Source organism: Gelidibacter japonicus, assembly GCF_010725055.1.
Classification (GTDB): domain Bacteria; phylum Bacteroidota; class Bacteroidia; order Flavobacteriales; family Flavobacteriaceae; genus Gelidibacter; species Gelidibacter japonicus.
In genome coordinates this window covers 82691-100648 of record NZ_BJKB01000017.1, presented here as the reverse complement: position 1 = coordinate 100648, position 17958 = coordinate 82691, and the positions used below count along the sequence as shown (strand labels likewise).

Sequence of the window (17958 nt, the reverse complement as noted above, 5' to 3'; positions counted from 1 at the left end):
GAAATTAGTCTAATTTAATCAGGTCATCAACTGTGTCTGTTATGATATCCCGTTCTTCCCTTTGAGGTTCGCGTCGTGGTTCGTCACCTTGCATAAAATGTTTGAACAGCTGCAAATAGTTATTGAATTTTTCAGTTTCCTGCAATGCAAAGTCCTTATCGTCATAAACTACTGCAATGTCCACTAAACTTCTATAACGCTCTATATCAGTAACAATTTGTTCTAAGTATCGCGATTGGGTTTCGAGCGAAAGCCCACTGAAATACGTTAAACTTTCCTGGTATTTTTTGGTGACATCTATATAAAGTTTTCTGGCTTTGTCTGTTTTCTCTACCTCATAATAACCACTGATAAATGGTTCCAATAAGGTGTAATATCCAAAGTAATCAACAGGCATCTTCTCCATCGCCAAATCAGCAATTTTTTCAGCTTTTTCAGGCTGGTCCTCATTGATTAATTGCTCCATCAAACGCGCAAGATTGCCTCTGTAGGTAATCCCGTTTTTACGAGTTTCCACGTCGTGGTAAATGTCTGGACTACCACTGTTTCCCCAATTCCACGACATAACCATGTCATACATCAGGTCCGTGTCCAAGCGCCCCATATCAAACGGGTTAGCTCTATCCACTGGCGTTTTAATTGGGACTAATTTATAGCATAAACCGTCCAATTGTAGGTAGTCTTTCATCCAGATATAGTCATCATCACCAAAACTTCCACCGGTAAAATAGATAGGACGTTCCCAATTGTTGTTGGCAATGATGTCCAGCATCAGTAATCTGTTTTTATATAGGGCGCCTCCTTTGATTTGGATGATGATTTCATCCACAATTTTGTCAGCGTCTTTCTCCTTTACAATACCATGTTCCAAAACCGATGCTTTATCTACAGGTACCCTGACGGATTTAGTAGGGTAATAATTGGTGTTCAACATATTTGGAGGATAGCTACTGGTGTCCCTGCCTTCTTGTTGTAGGGCATATTTGAGTTTCGTTCGAGGATTGTCGCTGCTGACAAAATCCATAAAATCCTTAATGCCCAAGGTGTCTTTGGTGATCTCTTTTTCAACAATATAGTCTCGAGTTCCGTATCGGTATTGCTCGTGCGTCAATTGCGATGGGATGGGATCACTGGTATAGGCTTTCCGTTTCATTTGGTCAATGTACCAATCCGTTTGAAAAAGGCTGGTATTGATGACCCTCACATCTCTTCGGATGCCTTCAATTTCTTGGGCATACCATAATGGGAAGGTGTCATTATCTCCAATGGTGAATAAAATGGCGTTAGGAGCGCAAGATTCCAAATATTTTACGGCCATGGCATGGGCTGTTTTTCTACCGGATCGGTCATGATCATCCCAATTATTGGCTGCTAATATCCCTGGAACCAGGATTAAACACACTAAGGTAATCGCATGCGGTAGGAATTTTGAAGTCGTGTATTTTCGGAGTGCATCAAAAATGGCATACACGCCAAAACCTATCCAAATAGCGAACACATAAAAGGACCCTACAACTGAATAGTCGCGTTCCCGTGGTTCAAATGGTCTGACGTTGGTGTAAAATTGGATGGCGAGCCCGGTCATCAGGAAAAAGACCAATAGGGTCCAGAATAGCTTTTTATCCCTTCCAATTAAAAACAAGAAACCGATCAAACCTAAAATAAGGGGCAAAAAGTAATACGTGTTTCGCGCTTTGTTGTTTTTGACATCACTTGGCAAATTATCCTGTGACATGTTAAGGTGCCACGCGTCAAAAGGTTTGATGCCACTGATCCAGTTGCCGTTCAAATCGTCGTATTTTCCTTGAATATCATTTTGACGTCCTACAAAATTCCACATAAAATAACGCCAATACATATATCCAAATTGGTATTCAATCATATACCCAAAGTTTTGGGCCAGTGATGGTTTATCGATGTTTAAATATTGACCGAATTGTTTCAGGAAATTGTGGTAATCGCTATAGTCAACCTGCCCTTCCCGTATATTTCTTCTAAAATTGGAGACCATATCCCTGATTTGGGGCTCCATCATGTATTCGGGTTTGATGCTGAAGTCTAACAGACCGGTAAACATCATATAATTCTCGGCATTTTCACTGCTCCACATTCTTGGTAGAATAGAGGCTTGGGTGGAATTGTAATTCTGTTTAGCGTTTTTATAGTCATTGACAATCACATACTTTCCTGCGGCCTTGTCCTTTTCATAATTGGGTTTGTCGTCTATATAAGGTTCGTTTTCATCAAGCCCTGTGTATTGCTCAGTGAACAAGGGGCCATAAAAGAGATGGGTCTCAGGATACTGTTCTAAATTGTAATAGGCTAATAATTCACGGGCATCTGAAGGATTGTTCTCATTGACAACCACATTGGCATTGGCTCGTATTGGAAGCATTAACCAACATGAAAATCCGATAAAAATGAACATTAAGCATAATACCAAGGTATTGGCAATATGCTTTTGACGGTCTCGTGTATATTTCAACCCAAAATAGAACGCCACAACAACAATCACAAAGGCGATAATGGTTCCGGAGTTAAATGGCATGCCAAGACTATTGACAAAGAAAATTTCTGAAGCACTGAAAATTTTTAGTGCATTAGGGAGCAAAAGTTTGAAAATAAATAACAAAATAGCCGCAGAAACGACATTGGCCACAATAAAATTAGTGACCGTTATGGTTTTATAGTTCTTAAAATAATAAATCAATCCTATGGCAGGAATAGTCAGAAGACCCATGAAATGCACACCAAAGGACAATCCGATAACAAAGGCAATTAATATGAGCCAACGGTTGCCACGAGGTTTGTCCATCTCCTGTTCCCAGCGCAAAGCCAACCAAAACATGACGGCCATAATTAAAGTGGCCATGGCATAAACTTCAGTCTCCACCGCATTGAACCAAAATGAATCTGTAAAAGTGAAGGCGATACTTCCTACAAGTCCACTACCAAGAATGGCGATTTTTTTTGTAACTGTAAATTCCTCATCTGTTTTGACCAGTTTTTTAAGCAATAAGGTGATGGTCCAAAACATGAATAAAACGGTGAAGGCACTTGCCGCACCACTCATCATATTCAACATGGCTCCAATTTGGGAGGGCTCTAGGGCGAACATCGAAAAGAAGGCACCAAACATTTGGAACAAGGGTGCCCCTGGAGGGTGGCCTACCTGGAGCTTGGCGGAAGTCAATATATATTCCCCTGCATCCCAGAAACTAACGGTCGGTTCAATGGTAAGTGCATAAACAGTAAATGCAATGGCAAAGACAAACCAACCTAAAATGGTATTCCATTTTTTAAAGTTGAAATGATTCATAGATTTTTTGTTGAATTAGAGTGGCGAATTTAAGAATAAATATATAAGAGGGGAAAGTTTTTAAGTAAACGTTAAGTATTTAAAGTGCATCAATCCGTTCATCAGAAACCTCACATTGAATTTTTTCGGGAAAGTGACCTTAAAAAAATGCGGTTTCTAAGAGCGAACGTCTATTACTGTTTTGCCTTTTGATGTCTGTTTTAGTCAAAAATGAAATGATTTTATCGCTGTGCGGATTTAACAAGCTTGATTTTTGAATTGTTTTCTTGACCCAATAAGAATATTAACTTAGTATACCATTGTTGAACTTGAGCTTCACAGCGTAAAACATATATATAATTATCTCATTGTCAACATCTTATTGGTTTAGGCTGTTTTTTTAGAATAACGAATGTTTAAAATAACATTTTTTCTATGTAAAATATTTGCAAAAATAAAACATTGTAGTAAATTTGCGTCCTCAATTGGAGATTGGCCTATGGTGTAACTGGCAACACGTCTGGTTTTGGTCCAGAAGAGTCTAGGTTCGAGCCCTAGTAGGCCAACAGTTTTTCAAAACATCCCGATCATTAATGTGGTCGGGATTTTTGTTATTATAGAGTTTTTTGGAATGGCCACCAACATTAATGTGATGAGGTTTAATTTTAATGACAGGTGAAGGGAAATGGTCTTTTTATGATCTACTTCAGATTTTAAACGTAATCACAGGCCGGTCAGCATGATTGACTACGTCTTCTCCGATGCTGCCACTAAAAAAATGCGAAATCCCTTGCCTTCCGTGAGTGCTGATGCCAATTAAATCGGCGTTTATTTCTTTTGAAAAATTCAAAATCCCGCTTTCAACACTTTCATCGTTATATATGTGAATGGTATAATCTTTAAAGTCATAATCTTTGATGAAATTGTCAATACGATTTTTGGCTTCAGAAGTTGAAAGAAAGTCATTGGCGGTGTTGACCATTAGCAAATGCATTTTGGCTCCAAAGGACTTGGCAAATTCCGTAGCTTGTCTATAGGTGTCTTTGTTGTCCTTTTTGAAATCTGAAGCAAATACGAAACGGTCAACCTTAAAATCACTATGCTTGCGTTTAATAACCAATACAGGGATATCTGAAGTTCGAACCACTTTTTCTGCATTGGATCCGATAAACATTTCCTTGAATCCGCTGGCGCCGTGTGACCCCATGACAATGAGGTTGATATTGTGTTCGTGACAGGTGTCAACAATGCCACTGAATGACGGATAGGTTTTTACAATGTCGTGGATCGCAACATCTTTAAGGTAGCTTTTGGATAGAAGGGCCTCAAATTTCTGTTCTGCTAGCTTCATGAAAAACATAGCTTCGGGCAAAGCGCTTGGGGTGTTCATAGCATCAATTTCCTGCAATGGTATTTCTAGCATGTGCAATAGGTAAATTTCCGAGCCGTGTTTTTTTGCCAATTGAACTGCTACTTTCAGAGCATTTTCTGCTTGTTCTGAGAAGTCAGTGGGTACGAGGATTTTTTTCATGAAGCGGAAGTTGATTTGTGAAACATAAATTTAATAATAAAAAACGACTTTACATCCTTTGGAAAAGTCAATAAAAAAGTCGTATATTTGCACCGCTGAATGATAAAAGAGAACACGAGGGGACATGAAAGTCCCCTCTTTTTATACTAATATAATGCTGAACGAGAACATTGTTAAAGCCTTGATAGAAAAAGGATTGGAGGAAAGATCAGATCTTTTTTTAATCGATCTTAAAATAAGCGCAGACAATAAAATCAGTGTGGTTATAGACGGCGATAACGGGGTTACTGTTGAAGATTGTGTGTTCATGAGTCGTGCCATAGAGCATAACTTGGATAGGGAGGAAGACGATTTTTCTCTGGATGTAGCCTCTGCGGGTGCGACATCGCCATTGATCAATAAAAGACAGTATAAAAAGAATATTGGCAGAACTTTAAACGTTAAAGCTAAATCTGATGCCAAATTTGAAGGTGTGTTAACAGAGGCGGGTGATGAGGAAGTGACTTTGGAATGGAAAACAAAGGAGCCTAAGCCAGTAGGAAAGGGAAAAATAGTGGTAAATAAGCAGGCTAAAATTAAGTATGAAGATATTTTAGAGGCTAAAGTGATAATAAAATTTTAATTCGAGGTAGTTATGGAGAATATTGCGTTAATTGATTCTTTTTCAGAATTTAAGGACGATAAATTAATCGATCGTGTAACGTTGATGGCGATTCTAGAAGATGTATTGAGAAATGCACTAAAGAAGAAGTATGGTGATGACGATAACTTTGATATCATTATAAACCCTGACAAAGGCGATTTGGAAATATGGCGAAATAGAGTTGTAGTTTCTGATGGTGAAGTGGAAGATCCAAATCAAGAAATTGAATTGTCTGCAGCACGTAAAATAGAGCCGGATTTTGAAGTAGGTGAAGACGTGGCTGAGGCTGTTAAACTGATTGATTTAGGAAGACGCTCCATTTTGGCACTTCGTCAAAATTTGATTTCTAAGATACATGAGCATGATAATACCAATCTTTATAAGCAATTTAAGGATTTGGTAGGTGAGATTTATACTGCCGAAGTACATCATATTCGACACAGGGCAATTATTCTTTTAGATGATGATGGTAACGAAATCATTCTTCCAAAAGAAAAGCAAATTCCTTCAGATTTTTTCCGTAAAGGTGAAAATGTAAGGGGTATTATAGAAAGTGTTGAGCTTAAAGGCAACAAGCCAACCATTATTATGTCCAGAACGACTCCGGTGTTTTTGGAGAAACTTTTCGAACAGGAAATCCCAGAGGTTTTTGACGGATTGATTACCATTAAAAAAGTGGTGAGAATGCCGGGAGAAAAGGCGAAAGTAGCGGTTGATTCCTATGATGATAGAATTGATCCTGTTGGTGCCTGTGTGGGAATGAAAGGTTCAAGAATCCATGGAATTGTTAGAGAATTGGGCAATGAAAATATTGATGTGATCAATTACACCAGTAATATACAGCTGTTCATCACCAGAGCATTGAGTCCGGCCAGAGTAACTTCAGTAAAGCTCAATGAAGAGACTAAACGTGCTGAGGTGCTGCTTAAGCCAGAAGAAGTAAGTAAAGCTATTGGTAGAGGTGGTCACAACATCCGTTTGGCAGGACAGTTGACCGGTTATGAGATTGATGTATTTAGAGAAGGTGCTGAGGAAGATGTTGAATTGTCAGAGTTTACTGATGAGATAGAGGGCTGGATCATAGCAGAATTCAGCAAGGCAGGCTTAGATACTGCAAAGAGTATATTGGAACAAGATGTTCAGGATTTGGTTAAGAGAACCGATTTAGAAGAAGAAACCATTTTAGATGTTATCAGAATTCTTAAGGAAGAATTTGAAGAATAACACATATTAAGTTATATTAGAAGCAATTTATGGCTGATACAATTAGATTAAATAAAGTATTAAGAGAGCTCAATATTTCTATTGATCGCGCAGTTGATTTCTTGGAATCGAAGGGCATCAGTGTGGAAAAGAGTCCCAATACGAAAATATCAGACGATGTTCATATGGTTCTTTCCAATGAATTTCAAACCGATGCCAATAAGAAAATGGCCTCTCAGGAGGTTAGTGAGGCTAAGTTGAAAGAAAAGGAGGAATTACGTGAGCAGCGTGAGCGTGAGATTGAGGAGAAATTGAAGAGGGAGGAAGCCAGCAAGCAAATTGTAAGAGCTAAAGCACCTTTTAAAGGGCCTAAACAAGTTGGGAAAATCGACTTGGACCCTAAAAAGTCCGAAAGTACCGAAAAGGTTGAAGATGCAAAACCGGAAGAACCTAAAGTAGAGAAGTCAACTGAAACACCAAAGCAGCCTGAGGCCTCAGTTTCCACTGCTGAAAAAGAGACTCCAAAAGCTGAAGTCAAGGAAGAACCTAAGAAAGCTAAGGAAACCTTCATAGAGACTGAAAAGACCAAAAAGACGGAGAAGGCTGAACCTGTTGCGAAAGTAGAGAAGACCGAAAAAGCAGAAGACGTTGAGACGACAGATAAAACTGATGTTCCTGAGGCTGAAGATGAGCTGATGAAAACACAGTATCAAAAGCTGTCTGGTCCTAAAATTGCTGGAGAAAAGATCGATCTTTCCCAGTTCAATAAGCCGAAAAGGAAAAAAGAAGAAAAGAAACCTGCTGCAGGCGATGCCAACAAAAAGAAGAGACGCCGTATCAGCAAGGGCCCTGCAGCTCCTGGGGTAAAACCGAGTTTTGGAGCGAATAGAGGTTCGGGTACTCCTCATAAGGGAAGACCAGGCCGTACGAGCACTGTAAAGGAAGAGCCAAGCGAAGCAGATGTGCAAAAACAGGTTCGAGAAACTCTTGAAAAGCTACAGGGCAAGACCAATAGAGGAAAAGGAGCTAAATATAGAAGAGATAAGAGAGATCAACACCGTCAACAGACTGAAAAGGATATTGAGCAGCAAGAAGCGGAAAGCAAAGTGTTGAAAGTTACCGAGTTTGTTACGGCAAGCGAAGTGGCTACAATGATGGATGTTCCTGTGACGCAAATCATCTCAGCATGTATGTCTTTAGGATTGATGGTCACCATGAACCAGCGTTTGGATGCCGAAACCTTATCGGTCGTGGCAGACGAGTTTGGTTATGAGGTGGAATTTGTAACCTCAGATCTTGAAGATAGTATTGAAGTTGTTGAAGACCGACCTGAAGATTTAAAACCACGTGCGCCAATTGTTACGGTCATGGGCCACGTAGATCACGGTAAAACATCGTTGTTGGATTACATTCGTAAGGAAAATGTGATTGCTGGAGAATCAGGTGGTATTACACAACATATTGGTGCCTATGCGGTACAATTGGAAGGCGGTCAGAAAATGGCATTCCTTGATACACCAGGACACGAGGCCTTTACGGCAATGCGTGCCCGTGGAGCGCAGGTAACGGATTTGGCCATTATTGTGATTGCAGCTGATGACGCCATTATGCCGCAGACCAAAGAGGCTATTTCACATGCGCAAGCTGCGGGAGTACCGATTATATTTGCCATTAATAAGATAGACAAGCCAACGGCTAATCCTGAAAAGGTAAAAGAAGGTTTGGCGCAGATGAACTTATTGGTTGAAGATTGGGGCGGAAAAATCCAATCGCATGATATCTCAGCCAAAACAGGACAAGGCGTTAAGGACCTATTGGAAAAAGTGCTTTTAGAAGCTGAATTGTTAGAGCTAAGGGCAAATCCAAATAAACCTGCGGTTGGAACTGTAGTAGAAGCGTTTCTTGATAAAGGAAGAGGTTATGTATCTACCATTTTGGTACAAGCTGGAACCTTAAGAGTAGGCGACTATGTGTTAGCTGGAAAAAACAGTGGTAAAGTAAGAGCAATGCATGATGAACGTGGTAAAAACGTTGAAGCTGCTGGCCCTTCTACACCGGTCTCTATTTTAGGATTGGACGGTGCACCACAAGCTGGAGATAAGTTTGCTGTGTTTGCAGAAGAACGTGAAGCACGTCAGATTGCGGCAAAACGTACCCAATTGCAACGTGAGCAATCCGTTAGAACCCAACGTCATATTACTTTAGATGAAATTGGACGTCGTATAGCACTTGGGGACTTCCAAGAGTTGAATATCATTCTTAAAGGTGATGTGGACGGTTCAGTGGAAGCATTGACAGATTCATTCCAAAAATTGTCTACTGAAGAAATTCAAGTAAACATTATTCATAAAGGAGTTGGAGCCATTACAGAAAGTGACGTATTGTTAGCGACGGCATCTGATGCCATTATTATCGGGTTTAATGTACGCCCAATGGGTAACGCACGTCAAATTGCAGATCAGGAAGAAATCGACATCAGAATGTACTCTATTATCTATGATGCCATCAATGACCTTAAAGATGCGATGGAAGGCATGTTGTCTCCTGAGCTCAAAGAGGAAATCACTGGTACTGCTGAAATTAGAGAAATCTTTAAAGTTTCTAAAGTCGGAACCATTGCCGGGTGTATGGTTACTTCTGGAAAGATATTCAGAAACTCAGGCATCCGTTTGATTAGAGAAGGTGTAGTGGTTTACACAGGTGAGCTATCGTCGCTGAAGAGATTTAAGGACGATGTTAGGGAGGTATCAAAAGGGTACGACTGTGGTATGCAAATCAAGAATTACAATGATATTCATGAAAACGATGTTATTGAAGCATTCCATGAAATTGAAGTAAAAAAGAAATTGAAATAAATTTCAATCTGAATATGTCAAAAACGGCGACTCTCATTGAGTTGCCGTTTTTTTTGTTGTTTATGATCTGTTTTTATGATTCGTATTGGAAGTGATCCGGACCATCTGAAAACGTATTTGTTCAGTTCAAGGGGCTTGTTGCTTTCTTTAACATGGCAATGATGGCATGTTTTGAAGAATCAATCCAGCAAATCCAAACCTGCCCATAAACCACCTTTAAAGTTGTTCCAATTATTCTGAATTAGGCGTGTGAAGAGAGTTCTTTATCATTTTCAAATAAACTTTTTGAAGGTGTGATAAAAGACATATAACTAAATCATTTAAGTCTGTTTTCAGTCTCTTTTTAAGACGGCCTATCTATTTTTCTTAGGGCGCAATACCAAAGCATCAGGGTAGCTTTTTTTGACTTTCATTAATGCGCGATCCGCTTCCAAACGTGTTCTGAAGTTGCCCAACCAAATTTTGTAATTTGGAGATTCGTACTCGATCGTATTGCTCCAATCGGGAAATAGCGTTGCCACTTGGCTTCTGGCAGATTGGGCACCACCACGTGGGCCGTTGTAAACTTGAATCACAAAAGCATCTATCGTGCTCCGTACGTCTTTTTTAAACTCAAGAAGTTTGTCGATATCTTTATTTTGTTCTACGGTCACAATGCCATCTTGGGCATGAATTGCGAGTGTGGCCGAAAAAAAAGCAAATGCGAAAAAGGGTAATCTTAAATCAGGTTTCCTCATGGTGTGTATATTCTTTAAGCGAATGATCTCATTTATTATTTTAAATGATGGTTTTTAGAAGCTTAGACATTTGGCAAAAATATCAAATTTAATTTGTAATGTCCTTATCTGAAATCAATAAACTAAATAACCTGAAATTTATTATTTAGAATGTTTATAAATTATCAATTAACACTTCTGTAACATTTCTAAAATCGACTTTAAGTGTTACTTTTGCGAGTGATTTTATAACTGTATTTTTTTCTTTTTAATGAAAAAATCGTACCAAAGTTTGGAAGATAATTCAACTAACAATATGAAACAGGTGATACACTGTAAATTGGCCACTAAATTTCTTCATTTAGGGTTTTTTATTTTACTTACGTTTTCAGCGTCCCTTCAGGCTCAGGATGGTGACCCTGTCAAAGGAAAAACATTATATAATTCTAACTGTGCTGCTTGTCACAAATTAGACGGACCCATGACCGGGCCGCCACTTCGAAATATTGAACAGAGATTGGCCGATGAGCAAGGTCTGGATAGAGAATGGTTGACTGCCTGGATCCATAATAGTATGGGTATGGTCAATGCTGGCGATCCTTATGCTGTTAAAATATACAACGAGTATAATCAATTGCCAATGATGCCGTTTCCGCAGTTGTCTGACCAAGATATCAGTGATATTTTGGCGTATACTGCTGAGGAGAAAAAGGCTCCTGCCCCGGTGGCAGGTACGGAAACTGCCAGTGGTGCAGACGGAGGAGACTCGGGGACTTCAAACCAATTGATTCTTGGTGCATTAGCCTTGTTGTTTGGACTTTTGGCCATGGCTTTGGTTTTGGTAAGACGTACTTTAAATCGTTTTGCAGAGGCTAAAGGTGTTATTGTTGAAGGCGACAAAAAAGACAATATCTGGAAAGCCTTTGTTCAGAATCAATTCTTGGTATTGGTGACCGTCATTTTATTATTGTTGGCCAGTGCCTATTTTGTTTATGGTTATTTCATGCAAATAGGTGTTGACGAAGGGTACGCTCCTGTTCAGCCCATCCATTATTCGCATAGAATCCATGCAGGAGACAACGGGATTGATTGTAAGTACTGTCACTCGTCTGCTCGTGTAAGTAAAACTTCAGGTATTCCTTCATTGAATGTGTGTATGAACTGTCATAAGTCCATATCAGAAGTTTCAGAAGATACCTATGCCGAGGGCAAGACCTATGGTGTTGATTATAATGAAGAAATTCAAAAGCTATATGCGGCCACAGGTTGGAATCCTGACGAGCAAAAATATACGGGAGAGCCACAGCCTGTAAAGTGGATCCGTATTCATAATCTTCCTGATTTTGCATATTTCAATCATGCACAACACGTTACCGTTGGAGGAATCGAATGTCAAACATGTCATGGTCCAGTGGAGTCTATGGAGATCATGTCGCAGTTCGCTCCATTGACCATGGGTTGGTGTATTGAATGTCATAGAACCACGGATGTGAAAATTGAGAATAATGAATACTACACCAAGATCCATGAACAATTGTCCAAGAAATATGGAGTCGAAAAACTTACCGTTGCGCAGATGGGAGGTTTAGAATGTGGTAAATGTCATTATTAATAAAATAAAGATACAGTGTTGGTTTGCACCAAAAACCATTAACTATCAACTAATAACTATTAAAGAATATGTCATCAAACAAGAAATACTGGAAAAGTGTTGAGGAGCTGAACACAGACAGCTCTATTGTTGAGGCGCTTAAACAAAGAGAATTTGTTGACGAAATTCCGACAGACGAATTTCTAGGCAACAAGTCCAATTTGGAAACATCTTCAACAACACGTCGTGATTTCTTAAAATATGTTGGTTTCAGTACGGCTGCGGCATCTTTAGCGGCTTGTGAGGGTCCGGTTATTAAATCGATTCCTTACGTTGTGCAGCCAGAAGAAATCATTCCAGGAGTATCTAATTTTTACGCGACAACAATTGCTGATGGTTTTGATTTCGCAAGTGTCTTAGTGAAAACTCGTGAAGGACGACCAATTAAAATTGATAACAACGATTTGGCGGCCTCTCAAGGCGGTGTCAATGCCAGAGTGCATGCGTCAATTTTAGGTCTATACGATAATTTGAGAATTAAAGGACCTCAAAAAGAGGGATCTGATATTTCATGGGAGACCTTTGATTCTGAAACGAATCAGAAGCTGACGGATGTTATGAATGGAGGAAAGGAGATTGTGTTATTGACACAAACTTTCGCTAGTCCATCAACCAGCAAGTTGATTTCTGCATTTAAAGAAAAATATGGCAATGTGCGTCACGTCGTTTATGATGCGGTTTCCGAATCTTGTGCGTTGGATGCTTTTCAAGCAAAATACGGAGAACGTGCATTGGCAAATTACGATTTCTCCAAAGCGTCGACAATAGTTTCTGTTGGTGCTGATTTCCTTGGAGATTGGCAAGGCGGTGGATTTGAATCGGGTTATGCCAAAGGTCGTGTGCCTACAGATGGAAAAATGTCAAGGCACATTCAAATTGAAGCAAATATGTCCCTAACGGGTGCTAATGCCGATAAACGTATCCCAGCAACACCTTCACAGCAAAAACAAGCCTTAGCTAAACTGTACAGTTATGTTACTGGACAATCTGTTTCAACAGACTTACCGGCCCAATTGGACGAGGCCATTCAAAAAGTGGCATCCGAATTAAAGAAAGCTGGAAGCAATGGTGTTTTGGTTACTGGAATCAATGATGTCAATGCACAAACAGTGGCATTGGAAATCAACTCGGCTTTGGGAAGTAAAGCCTTTGATACCAAATCTCCCATTAAGAAAAGACAAGGTAGTGATAAGGACGTGATGACTTTGATAGCGGATATGAATGCTGGTAAAGTTGGTGCGATCATAATGAATGGTGTCAATCCATTATATACATTACCCAACGCAAATGAATTTGCCGAAGGATTAAAACAAACAGAATTGTCTATTGCGTTTTCAATGAAGGCCGATGAGACTGCTTCTGAATCTCAATATATTGCTGCTACACCTCATTATTTGGAATCTTGGGGTGATGTGGAGCTTAAAAAAGGACATTTTGGTTTAATGCAACCAACCATCCGTCCGTTATTTGATACCCGTCAGTTCCAACAAGCTTTGTTGAAATGGATAGGAAGTGATTTGACCTACTTTGATTTTATCAAGGAAAATTGGAGTACAGGCATACTTGGTGGAGCTTCATTTAATCAAGCATTACATGATGGAGTTTATGTTTCTACCGCTTTGACAAGTGTTTTGGGTGCTGGACCATCTTCCGATGTGGAGGGTGACGCTGCTGCCCAGGCTCTGCCAGAGTCCTCAGGAGGAGGCGCTGCAAGGGCATTGGCATCTGCAGGATCTGCTGAGGGTATGGAATTACAACTCTATACAAAAACGGGAATGGGAGATGGTAAACAAGCCAATAACCCATGGTTGCAAGAGTTCCCTGACCCTATTACAAGAACGTCATGGGACAATTATGTAACCGTATCCAGTGCTGATGCTAAAAAATTGGAGATCAAAAATTGGCATGTTGCCGATGGTGGTCTTAATGGTAGTTTGGTGGAGTTGTCAGTGAACGGACAGACCATAACCATTCCTGCTATTATACAACCAGGTCAGGCCGTAGGCTCTGTAGGTTTGTCATTTGGTTACGGACGCACAAAAGGACTTAAGGAAGAAATGCAAACGGGTAAGAATGCTTACCAGTTTTATAAAGATTTTAACAGTGCCCAAACCGACGTATCGATCAAACTGGTATCGGGAGTTCATGAGTTTGCTTGTGTGCAGTTGCATAACACGCTAATGGGCCGTGGAGATATCATTAAGGAAACCACGCTTGAAATCTTTAATACTAAGGATAAAGAATTTTGGAATCCACTTCCAAAAGTGTCGTTAAATCATATTGAAACACCTTCAACGGAGGTCGATTTGTGGGATGAATTTGATAGATCTATTGGACATCATTTCAACTTGTCTATTGATTTGAATGCATGTACTGGATGTGGTGCCTGTGTCATTGCTTGTCATGCCGAAAATAACGTTCCGGTAGTAGGTAAATCTGAAATTAGAAAGAGTAGAGATATGCATTGGTTGCGTATTGATAGATACTATTCTTCTGAAGACACCTTCACAGGGGATATAGAAAGAAAAGAGGCAGCAGATGGCCTATTGGGCGATACAGGTATCAAAAGCACGTTGCATGAGATGGAAATTGCGGCTGATAATCCTCAGGTAGCTTTCTTACCAATGATGTGTCAGCACTGTAATCATGCTCCTTGTGAAACTGTTTGCCCTGTTGCAGCAACGTCCCATGGACGCCAAGGTCAAAATCATATGGCCTATAACCGTTGCGTAGGTACTCGTTACTGTGCAAACAACTGTCCTTACAAAGTACGTCGTTTCAACTGGTTCCGTTACAATAAAAATGATGAGTTTGATTACAATATGAACGACGATTTAGGTCGTATGGTATTGAATCCTGATGTTGTTGTGCGTTCTCGTGGGGTTATGGAAAAATGTTCATTGTGTATTCAAAAAACACAAAAAACAATTCTCGATGCCAAGCGTGAAGGACGTGAAATTAAAGATGGCGAATTCCAAACGGCATGTTCAGCAGCCTGTGGTACTGGAGCTATGGTATTTGGAGACATTAACGATAAAGAGAGTAAAGTTGCGAAACTGAAAGAGGATAAACGTATGTATCACGTACTTGAATATATTGGAACACAACCCAACGTTCAGTATCACACAATTGTGAGAAATACAACGGAATCATAATTATTAATTAAGAAATAATTCTAAAAGCATTATGGCGTCTCATTACGAAGCACCTATTAGAAGACCTTTAGTTTTAGGTGAAAAATCATACCACGATGTTTCTGTGGATATCGCTAAACCTGTAGAGGGTAAAGCCAATAAATCATGGTGGATAGTCTTTTCTATCTCACTTGCAGCCTTTCTTTGGGGAATTGGTTGTATAGTTTATACCATAGCAACAGGAATTGGAGTTTGGGGCCTAAATAAAACCATCGGTTGGGCTTGGGACATTACCAACTTCGTTTGGTGGGTTGGTATTGGTCACGCAGGGACATTAATTTCGGCAGTATTGCTATTGTTCCGTCAAAAATGGCGTATGGCAATTAACCGTTCTGCGGAAGCGATGACCATTTTTGCAGTTATTCAGGCAGGGCTGTTCCCTCTTATCCACATGGGTCGTCCATGGTTGGGCTATTGGGTTTTACCAATTCCAAACCAATTTGGATCCTTATGGGTTAACTTTAACTCGCCGTTACTTTGGGACGTGTTTGCGATTTCAACCTATCTATCGGTATCTTTAGTCTTTTGGTGGACTGGTTTATTGCCTGACTTCGCTATGATTCGCGATAGAGCTGTAAAGCCTTTCCAAAAGAAAATCTATTCGTTATTGGCTTTTGGATGGTCAGGTAGAGCAAAAGATTGGCAACGATTTGAAGAGGTGTCTTTGGTTCTTGCCGGTTTGGCTACACCGTTGGTACTATCTGTACATACCATTGTATCCTTTGACTTTGCTACGTCTATAGTTCCAGGTTGGCATACCACTATTTTCCCGCCTTATTTCGTTGCAGGAGCAGTTTTCTCTGGTTTCGCCATGGTGAACACCCTATTGATTATCATGAGAAAAGTAGTGAGCCTTGAAGATTATATTACCGTTCAGCATATTGAGTTGATGAATATTGTAATCATGATCACGGGTTCAATTGTTGGGGTTGCTTATATCTCGGAATTATTTATCGCTTGGTATTCTGGAGTCGAATATGAGCAGTATGCATTCTTGAACAGAGCTACCGGACCTTACTGGTGGGCATACCTTCTGATGATGACCTGTAACGTGTTTTCGCCACAGTTTATGTGGTTCAAAAAACTGCGTACCAGTATCATGTTCTCGTTCTTTATTTCCATCGTCGTAAACGTGGGGATGTGGTTTGAGCGATTTGTAATTATCGTGACATCTTTGCATAGAGATTATATGCCTTCAGCATGGACGATGTTCCAACCAACATTTGTGGATATTGGAATTTTCATAGGCACCATTGGATTCTTCTTTGTATTGTTCTTGCTTTATGCACGTACTTTCCCAGTGGTGGCACAGGCAGAAATCAAAACCATCATGAAATCCTCAGGCCAGCGTTACAAACGTATCAGAGAATCTGGTGGAAGTCTGGTTGGTACGGGTACCGATCCTCGCACTCACAACGTAAATATTCATGCAGGAACGCCTATAGTTGATGAGAAATCGACGGTAAAACCCCATGATCCAAAAGCGATTAATGAATTGATGGATAGTGTTGGTGTTTTTGATCCGACGACTCAGGCTAAAGATGACTTACAGCAAATTAATGGAGTTGGTCCGAAAATGGAGGAAGTCCTTAATGGGATCGGAATCTATTCTTTCTTACAAGTAAGTAAAATGACCAAAAGAGAATATGACTTGTTAGACGAAATTACTGCTTCTTTCCCGGGAAGAGCAGAACGCGATGATTGGGCCGGACAAGCTAAAATATTAATCAACAACAAAAAATAGTATGGAAGGATCTTCAAAAGTTATTCACGCTATGTATACGGATGATGATGTCTTGATGGCCGCCGTTAAGAAAGTAAGGGCAGAGAGATATCATATTGAAGAAATATATACACCATTTCCGGTTCACGGATTGGATAAAGCAATGGGATTGGCACCAACAAGATTGGCAATCACGTCCTTTCTATACGGTTTGGCAGGTTTAGTAGTTTCTATCGTAATGATTAACTACATGATGATTGAAGATTGGCCTCAGAATATTGGAGGAAAGCCAAGTTTTAGTTATCTAGAAAACATGCCAGCATTTATTCCCATTATGTTTGAGTTAACTGTGTTTTTCGCAGCGCATTTAATGGTCATCACATTTTATCTACGCAGTAGGATGTGGCCTTTTAAAAAAGCTGAAAATCCTGATACAAGAACAACGGACGATCATTTCTTAATGGAAATCAGTGCCGGGGATAATGTTGATGAACAGTTTGATATATTGAGAAATACAGGAGCTGTAGAAGTTACCTTAATTGATAAAGCACACTAATACACATGAAAAGCTTATTTAAATTAATAATTTTGATGGTCGTTTTGGTTTCTTTTGCATCATGTCAAAATAAATCGAAGCCTAATTATCAATTCTTTCCGGATATGTATGAGCCGATTGGTTATGAAGCATACGGCGAAGTTGAGTTTTTACCTGATGGCATGGAAGCGAAATTGCCAGTTGAAGGATCTGTAGCAAGAGGCCATAAACCTTTTGATATTGACGGTAGTATCGAAGGCTATAACTTAGCGAAGGCAAGTTTAGTATCGCCTTTGGATTCCACTCAGATAGATGGGCCAAGAGGGGGTCAGTTATATGATATTTACTGTGGGGTATGCCATGGTAAAAAAGGAGATGGCCAAGGCATCTTGGTGAAACGCGAAAAGATTTTAGGCGTACCTTCTTTTGATGATCAAGGAAGAGCATTGACTCAAGGAAGTGTTTACCACACCATTCACTATGGTAAGAACGTTATGGGTTCTTATGCTAATCAGTTAAATGAAGAAGAGCGTTGGCAAGTTGTGGATTACGTGATGCAATTAAAATCAGAATTAGGAGGAAGTCAGACTGTTAAAGATTCAATATAGA

11 protein-coding genes and 1 tRNA gene are annotated in these 17958 nt (G+C 39.9%); 9 read left to right on the top strand and 3 right to left on the bottom strand.

The window, feature by feature from the left end:
- Positions 1 to 4: 4 nt before the first annotated feature.
- Positions 5 to 3319: a glycosyltransferase family 117 protein gene (locus tag G6N06_RS15905; RefSeq protein ID WP_163517772.1), complete on the bottom strand. Its 3315-nt coding sequence runs from the start codon at positions 3317 to 3319 to the stop codon at positions 5 to 7.
- Between the two features lie 472 nt (positions 3320 to 3791).
- Between G6N06_RS15905 and G6N06_RS15900 the strand changes: the two genes are divergently transcribed.
- A tRNA-Gln gene (locus G6N06_RS15900) sits at positions 3792 to 3864 on the top strand.
- Positions 3865 to 4004: 140 nt separating this feature from the next.
- Here G6N06_RS15900 and G6N06_RS15895 read toward each other — a convergent pair.
- Entirely contained in the window at positions 4005 to 4829 is an 825-nt protein-coding gene (locus G6N06_RS15895) for a universal stress protein (RefSeq protein ID WP_163517771.1), read from the bottom strand.
- 124 nt (positions 4830 to 4953) lie between these two features.
- On the opposite strand from G6N06_RS15895, the gene rimP reads away from it, so the two are divergent.
- The 3 genes from rimP to infB are packed head-to-tail and all read left to right on the top strand — an operon-like array spanning position 4954 to position 9530.
- The gene (rimP, locus tag G6N06_RS15890; RefSeq protein ID WP_240338087.1) at positions 4954 to 5451 is read left to right on the top strand and encodes a ribosome assembly cofactor RimP; all 498 of its coding nucleotides are present in this window, start codon (positions 4954 to 4956) and stop codon (positions 5449 to 5451) included.
- 12 nt (positions 5452 to 5463) lie between these two features.
- Positions 5464 to 6696 (top strand): transcription termination factor NusA, encoded by a 1233-nt coding sequence (nusA, locus tag G6N06_RS15885; protein ID WP_163517770.1) that lies wholly within the window; start codon positions 5464 to 5466, stop codon positions 6694 to 6696.
- 29 nt (positions 6697 to 6725) lie between these two features.
- Positions 6726 to 9530 carry a translation initiation factor IF-2 gene (gene infB, locus G6N06_RS15880; protein ID WP_163517769.1) on the top strand — a complete coding sequence of 935 codons (2805 nt, stop codon included), beginning with the start codon at positions 6726 to 6728 and terminating at the stop codon, positions 9528 to 9530.
- A 353-nt stretch (positions 9531 to 9883) separates the two neighbouring features.
- On the opposite strand, the gene G6N06_RS15875 is transcribed toward infB, so the two are convergent.
- Entirely contained in the window at positions 9884 to 10267 is a 384-nt protein-coding gene (locus tag G6N06_RS15875; protein ID WP_163517768.1) for an SPOR domain-containing protein, read from the bottom strand.
- 295 nt (positions 10268 to 10562) lie between these two features.
- Between G6N06_RS15875 and G6N06_RS15870 the strand changes: the two genes are divergently transcribed.
- The 5 genes from G6N06_RS15870 (at position 10563) to G6N06_RS15850 (ending at position 17957) form a co-directional block, all read left to right on the top strand.
- A complete protein-coding gene (locus G6N06_RS15870; RefSeq protein WP_163517767.1) occupies positions 10563 to 11858 on the top strand; it encodes a c-type cytochrome in 1296 nt (431 codons plus the stop codon).
- 68 nt (positions 11859 to 11926) lie between these two features.
- Positions 11927 to 15052, top strand: coding sequence for a TAT-variant-translocated molybdopterin oxidoreductase (locus tag G6N06_RS15865; protein ID WP_163517766.1), 3126 nt, complete (start codon positions 11927 to 11929; stop codon positions 15050 to 15052).
- Positions 15053 to 15083: 31 nt separating this feature from the next.
- On the top strand, positions 15084 to 16835 hold the full coding sequence (locus G6N06_RS15860; RefSeq protein ID WP_163517765.1) for a helix-hairpin-helix domain-containing protein: 1752 nt from the start codon (positions 15084 to 15086) through the stop codon (positions 16833 to 16835).
- 1 nt (position 16836) lies between these two features.
- Positions 16837 to 17370: a DUF3341 domain-containing protein gene (locus tag G6N06_RS15855; RefSeq protein WP_163517764.1), complete on the top strand. Its 534-nt coding sequence runs from the start codon at positions 16837 to 16839 to the stop codon at positions 17368 to 17370.
- 5 nt (positions 17371 to 17375) lie between these two features.
- Positions 17376 to 17957 (top strand): c-type cytochrome, encoded by a 582-nt coding sequence (locus G6N06_RS15850; RefSeq protein WP_163517763.1) that lies wholly within the window; start codon positions 17376 to 17378, stop codon positions 17955 to 17957.
- Position 17958 lies beyond the last annotated feature (1 nt).

Bases quoted from the DNA above. Each gene is read 5' to 3' on its own strand.
- rimP (WP_240338087.1), top strand. From the start codon at position 4,954: ATGAAAGTCCCCTCTTTTTATACTAATATAATGCTGAACGAGAACATT.
- G6N06_RS15865 (WP_163517766.1), top strand. From the start codon at position 11,927: ATGTCATCAAACAAGAAATACTGGAAAAGTGTTGAGGAGCTGAACACA.
- G6N06_RS15895 (WP_163517771.1), bottom strand. From the start codon at position 4,829: ATGAAAAAAATCCTCGTACCCACTGACTTCTCAGAACAAGCAGAAAAT.
- infB (WP_163517769.1), top strand. From the start codon at position 6,726: ATGGCTGATACAATTAGATTAAATAAAGTATTAAGAGAGCTCAATATT.
- G6N06_RS15905 (WP_163517772.1), bottom strand. From the start codon at position 3,319: ATGAATCATTTCAACTTTAAAAAATGGAATACCATTTTAGGTTGGTTT.
- G6N06_RS15860 (WP_163517765.1), top strand. From the start codon at position 15,084: ATGGCGTCTCATTACGAAGCACCTATTAGAAGACCTTTAGTTTTAGGT.
- G6N06_RS15875 (WP_163517768.1), bottom strand. From the start codon at position 10,267: ATGAGGAAACCTGATTTAAGATTACCCTTTTTCGCATTTGCTTTTTTT.
- G6N06_RS15870 (WP_163517767.1), top strand. From the start codon at position 10,563: ATGAAACAGGTGATACACTGTAAATTGGCCACTAAATTTCTTCATTTA.
- nusA (WP_163517770.1), top strand. From the start codon at position 5,464: ATGGAGAATATTGCGTTAATTGATTCTTTTTCAGAATTTAAGGACGAT.
- G6N06_RS15850 (WP_163517763.1), top strand. From the start codon at position 17,376: ATGAAAAGCTTATTTAAATTAATAATTTTGATGGTCGTTTTGGTTTCT.
- G6N06_RS15855 (WP_163517764.1), top strand. From the start codon at position 16,837: ATGGAAGGATCTTCAAAAGTTATTCACGCTATGTATACGGATGATGAT.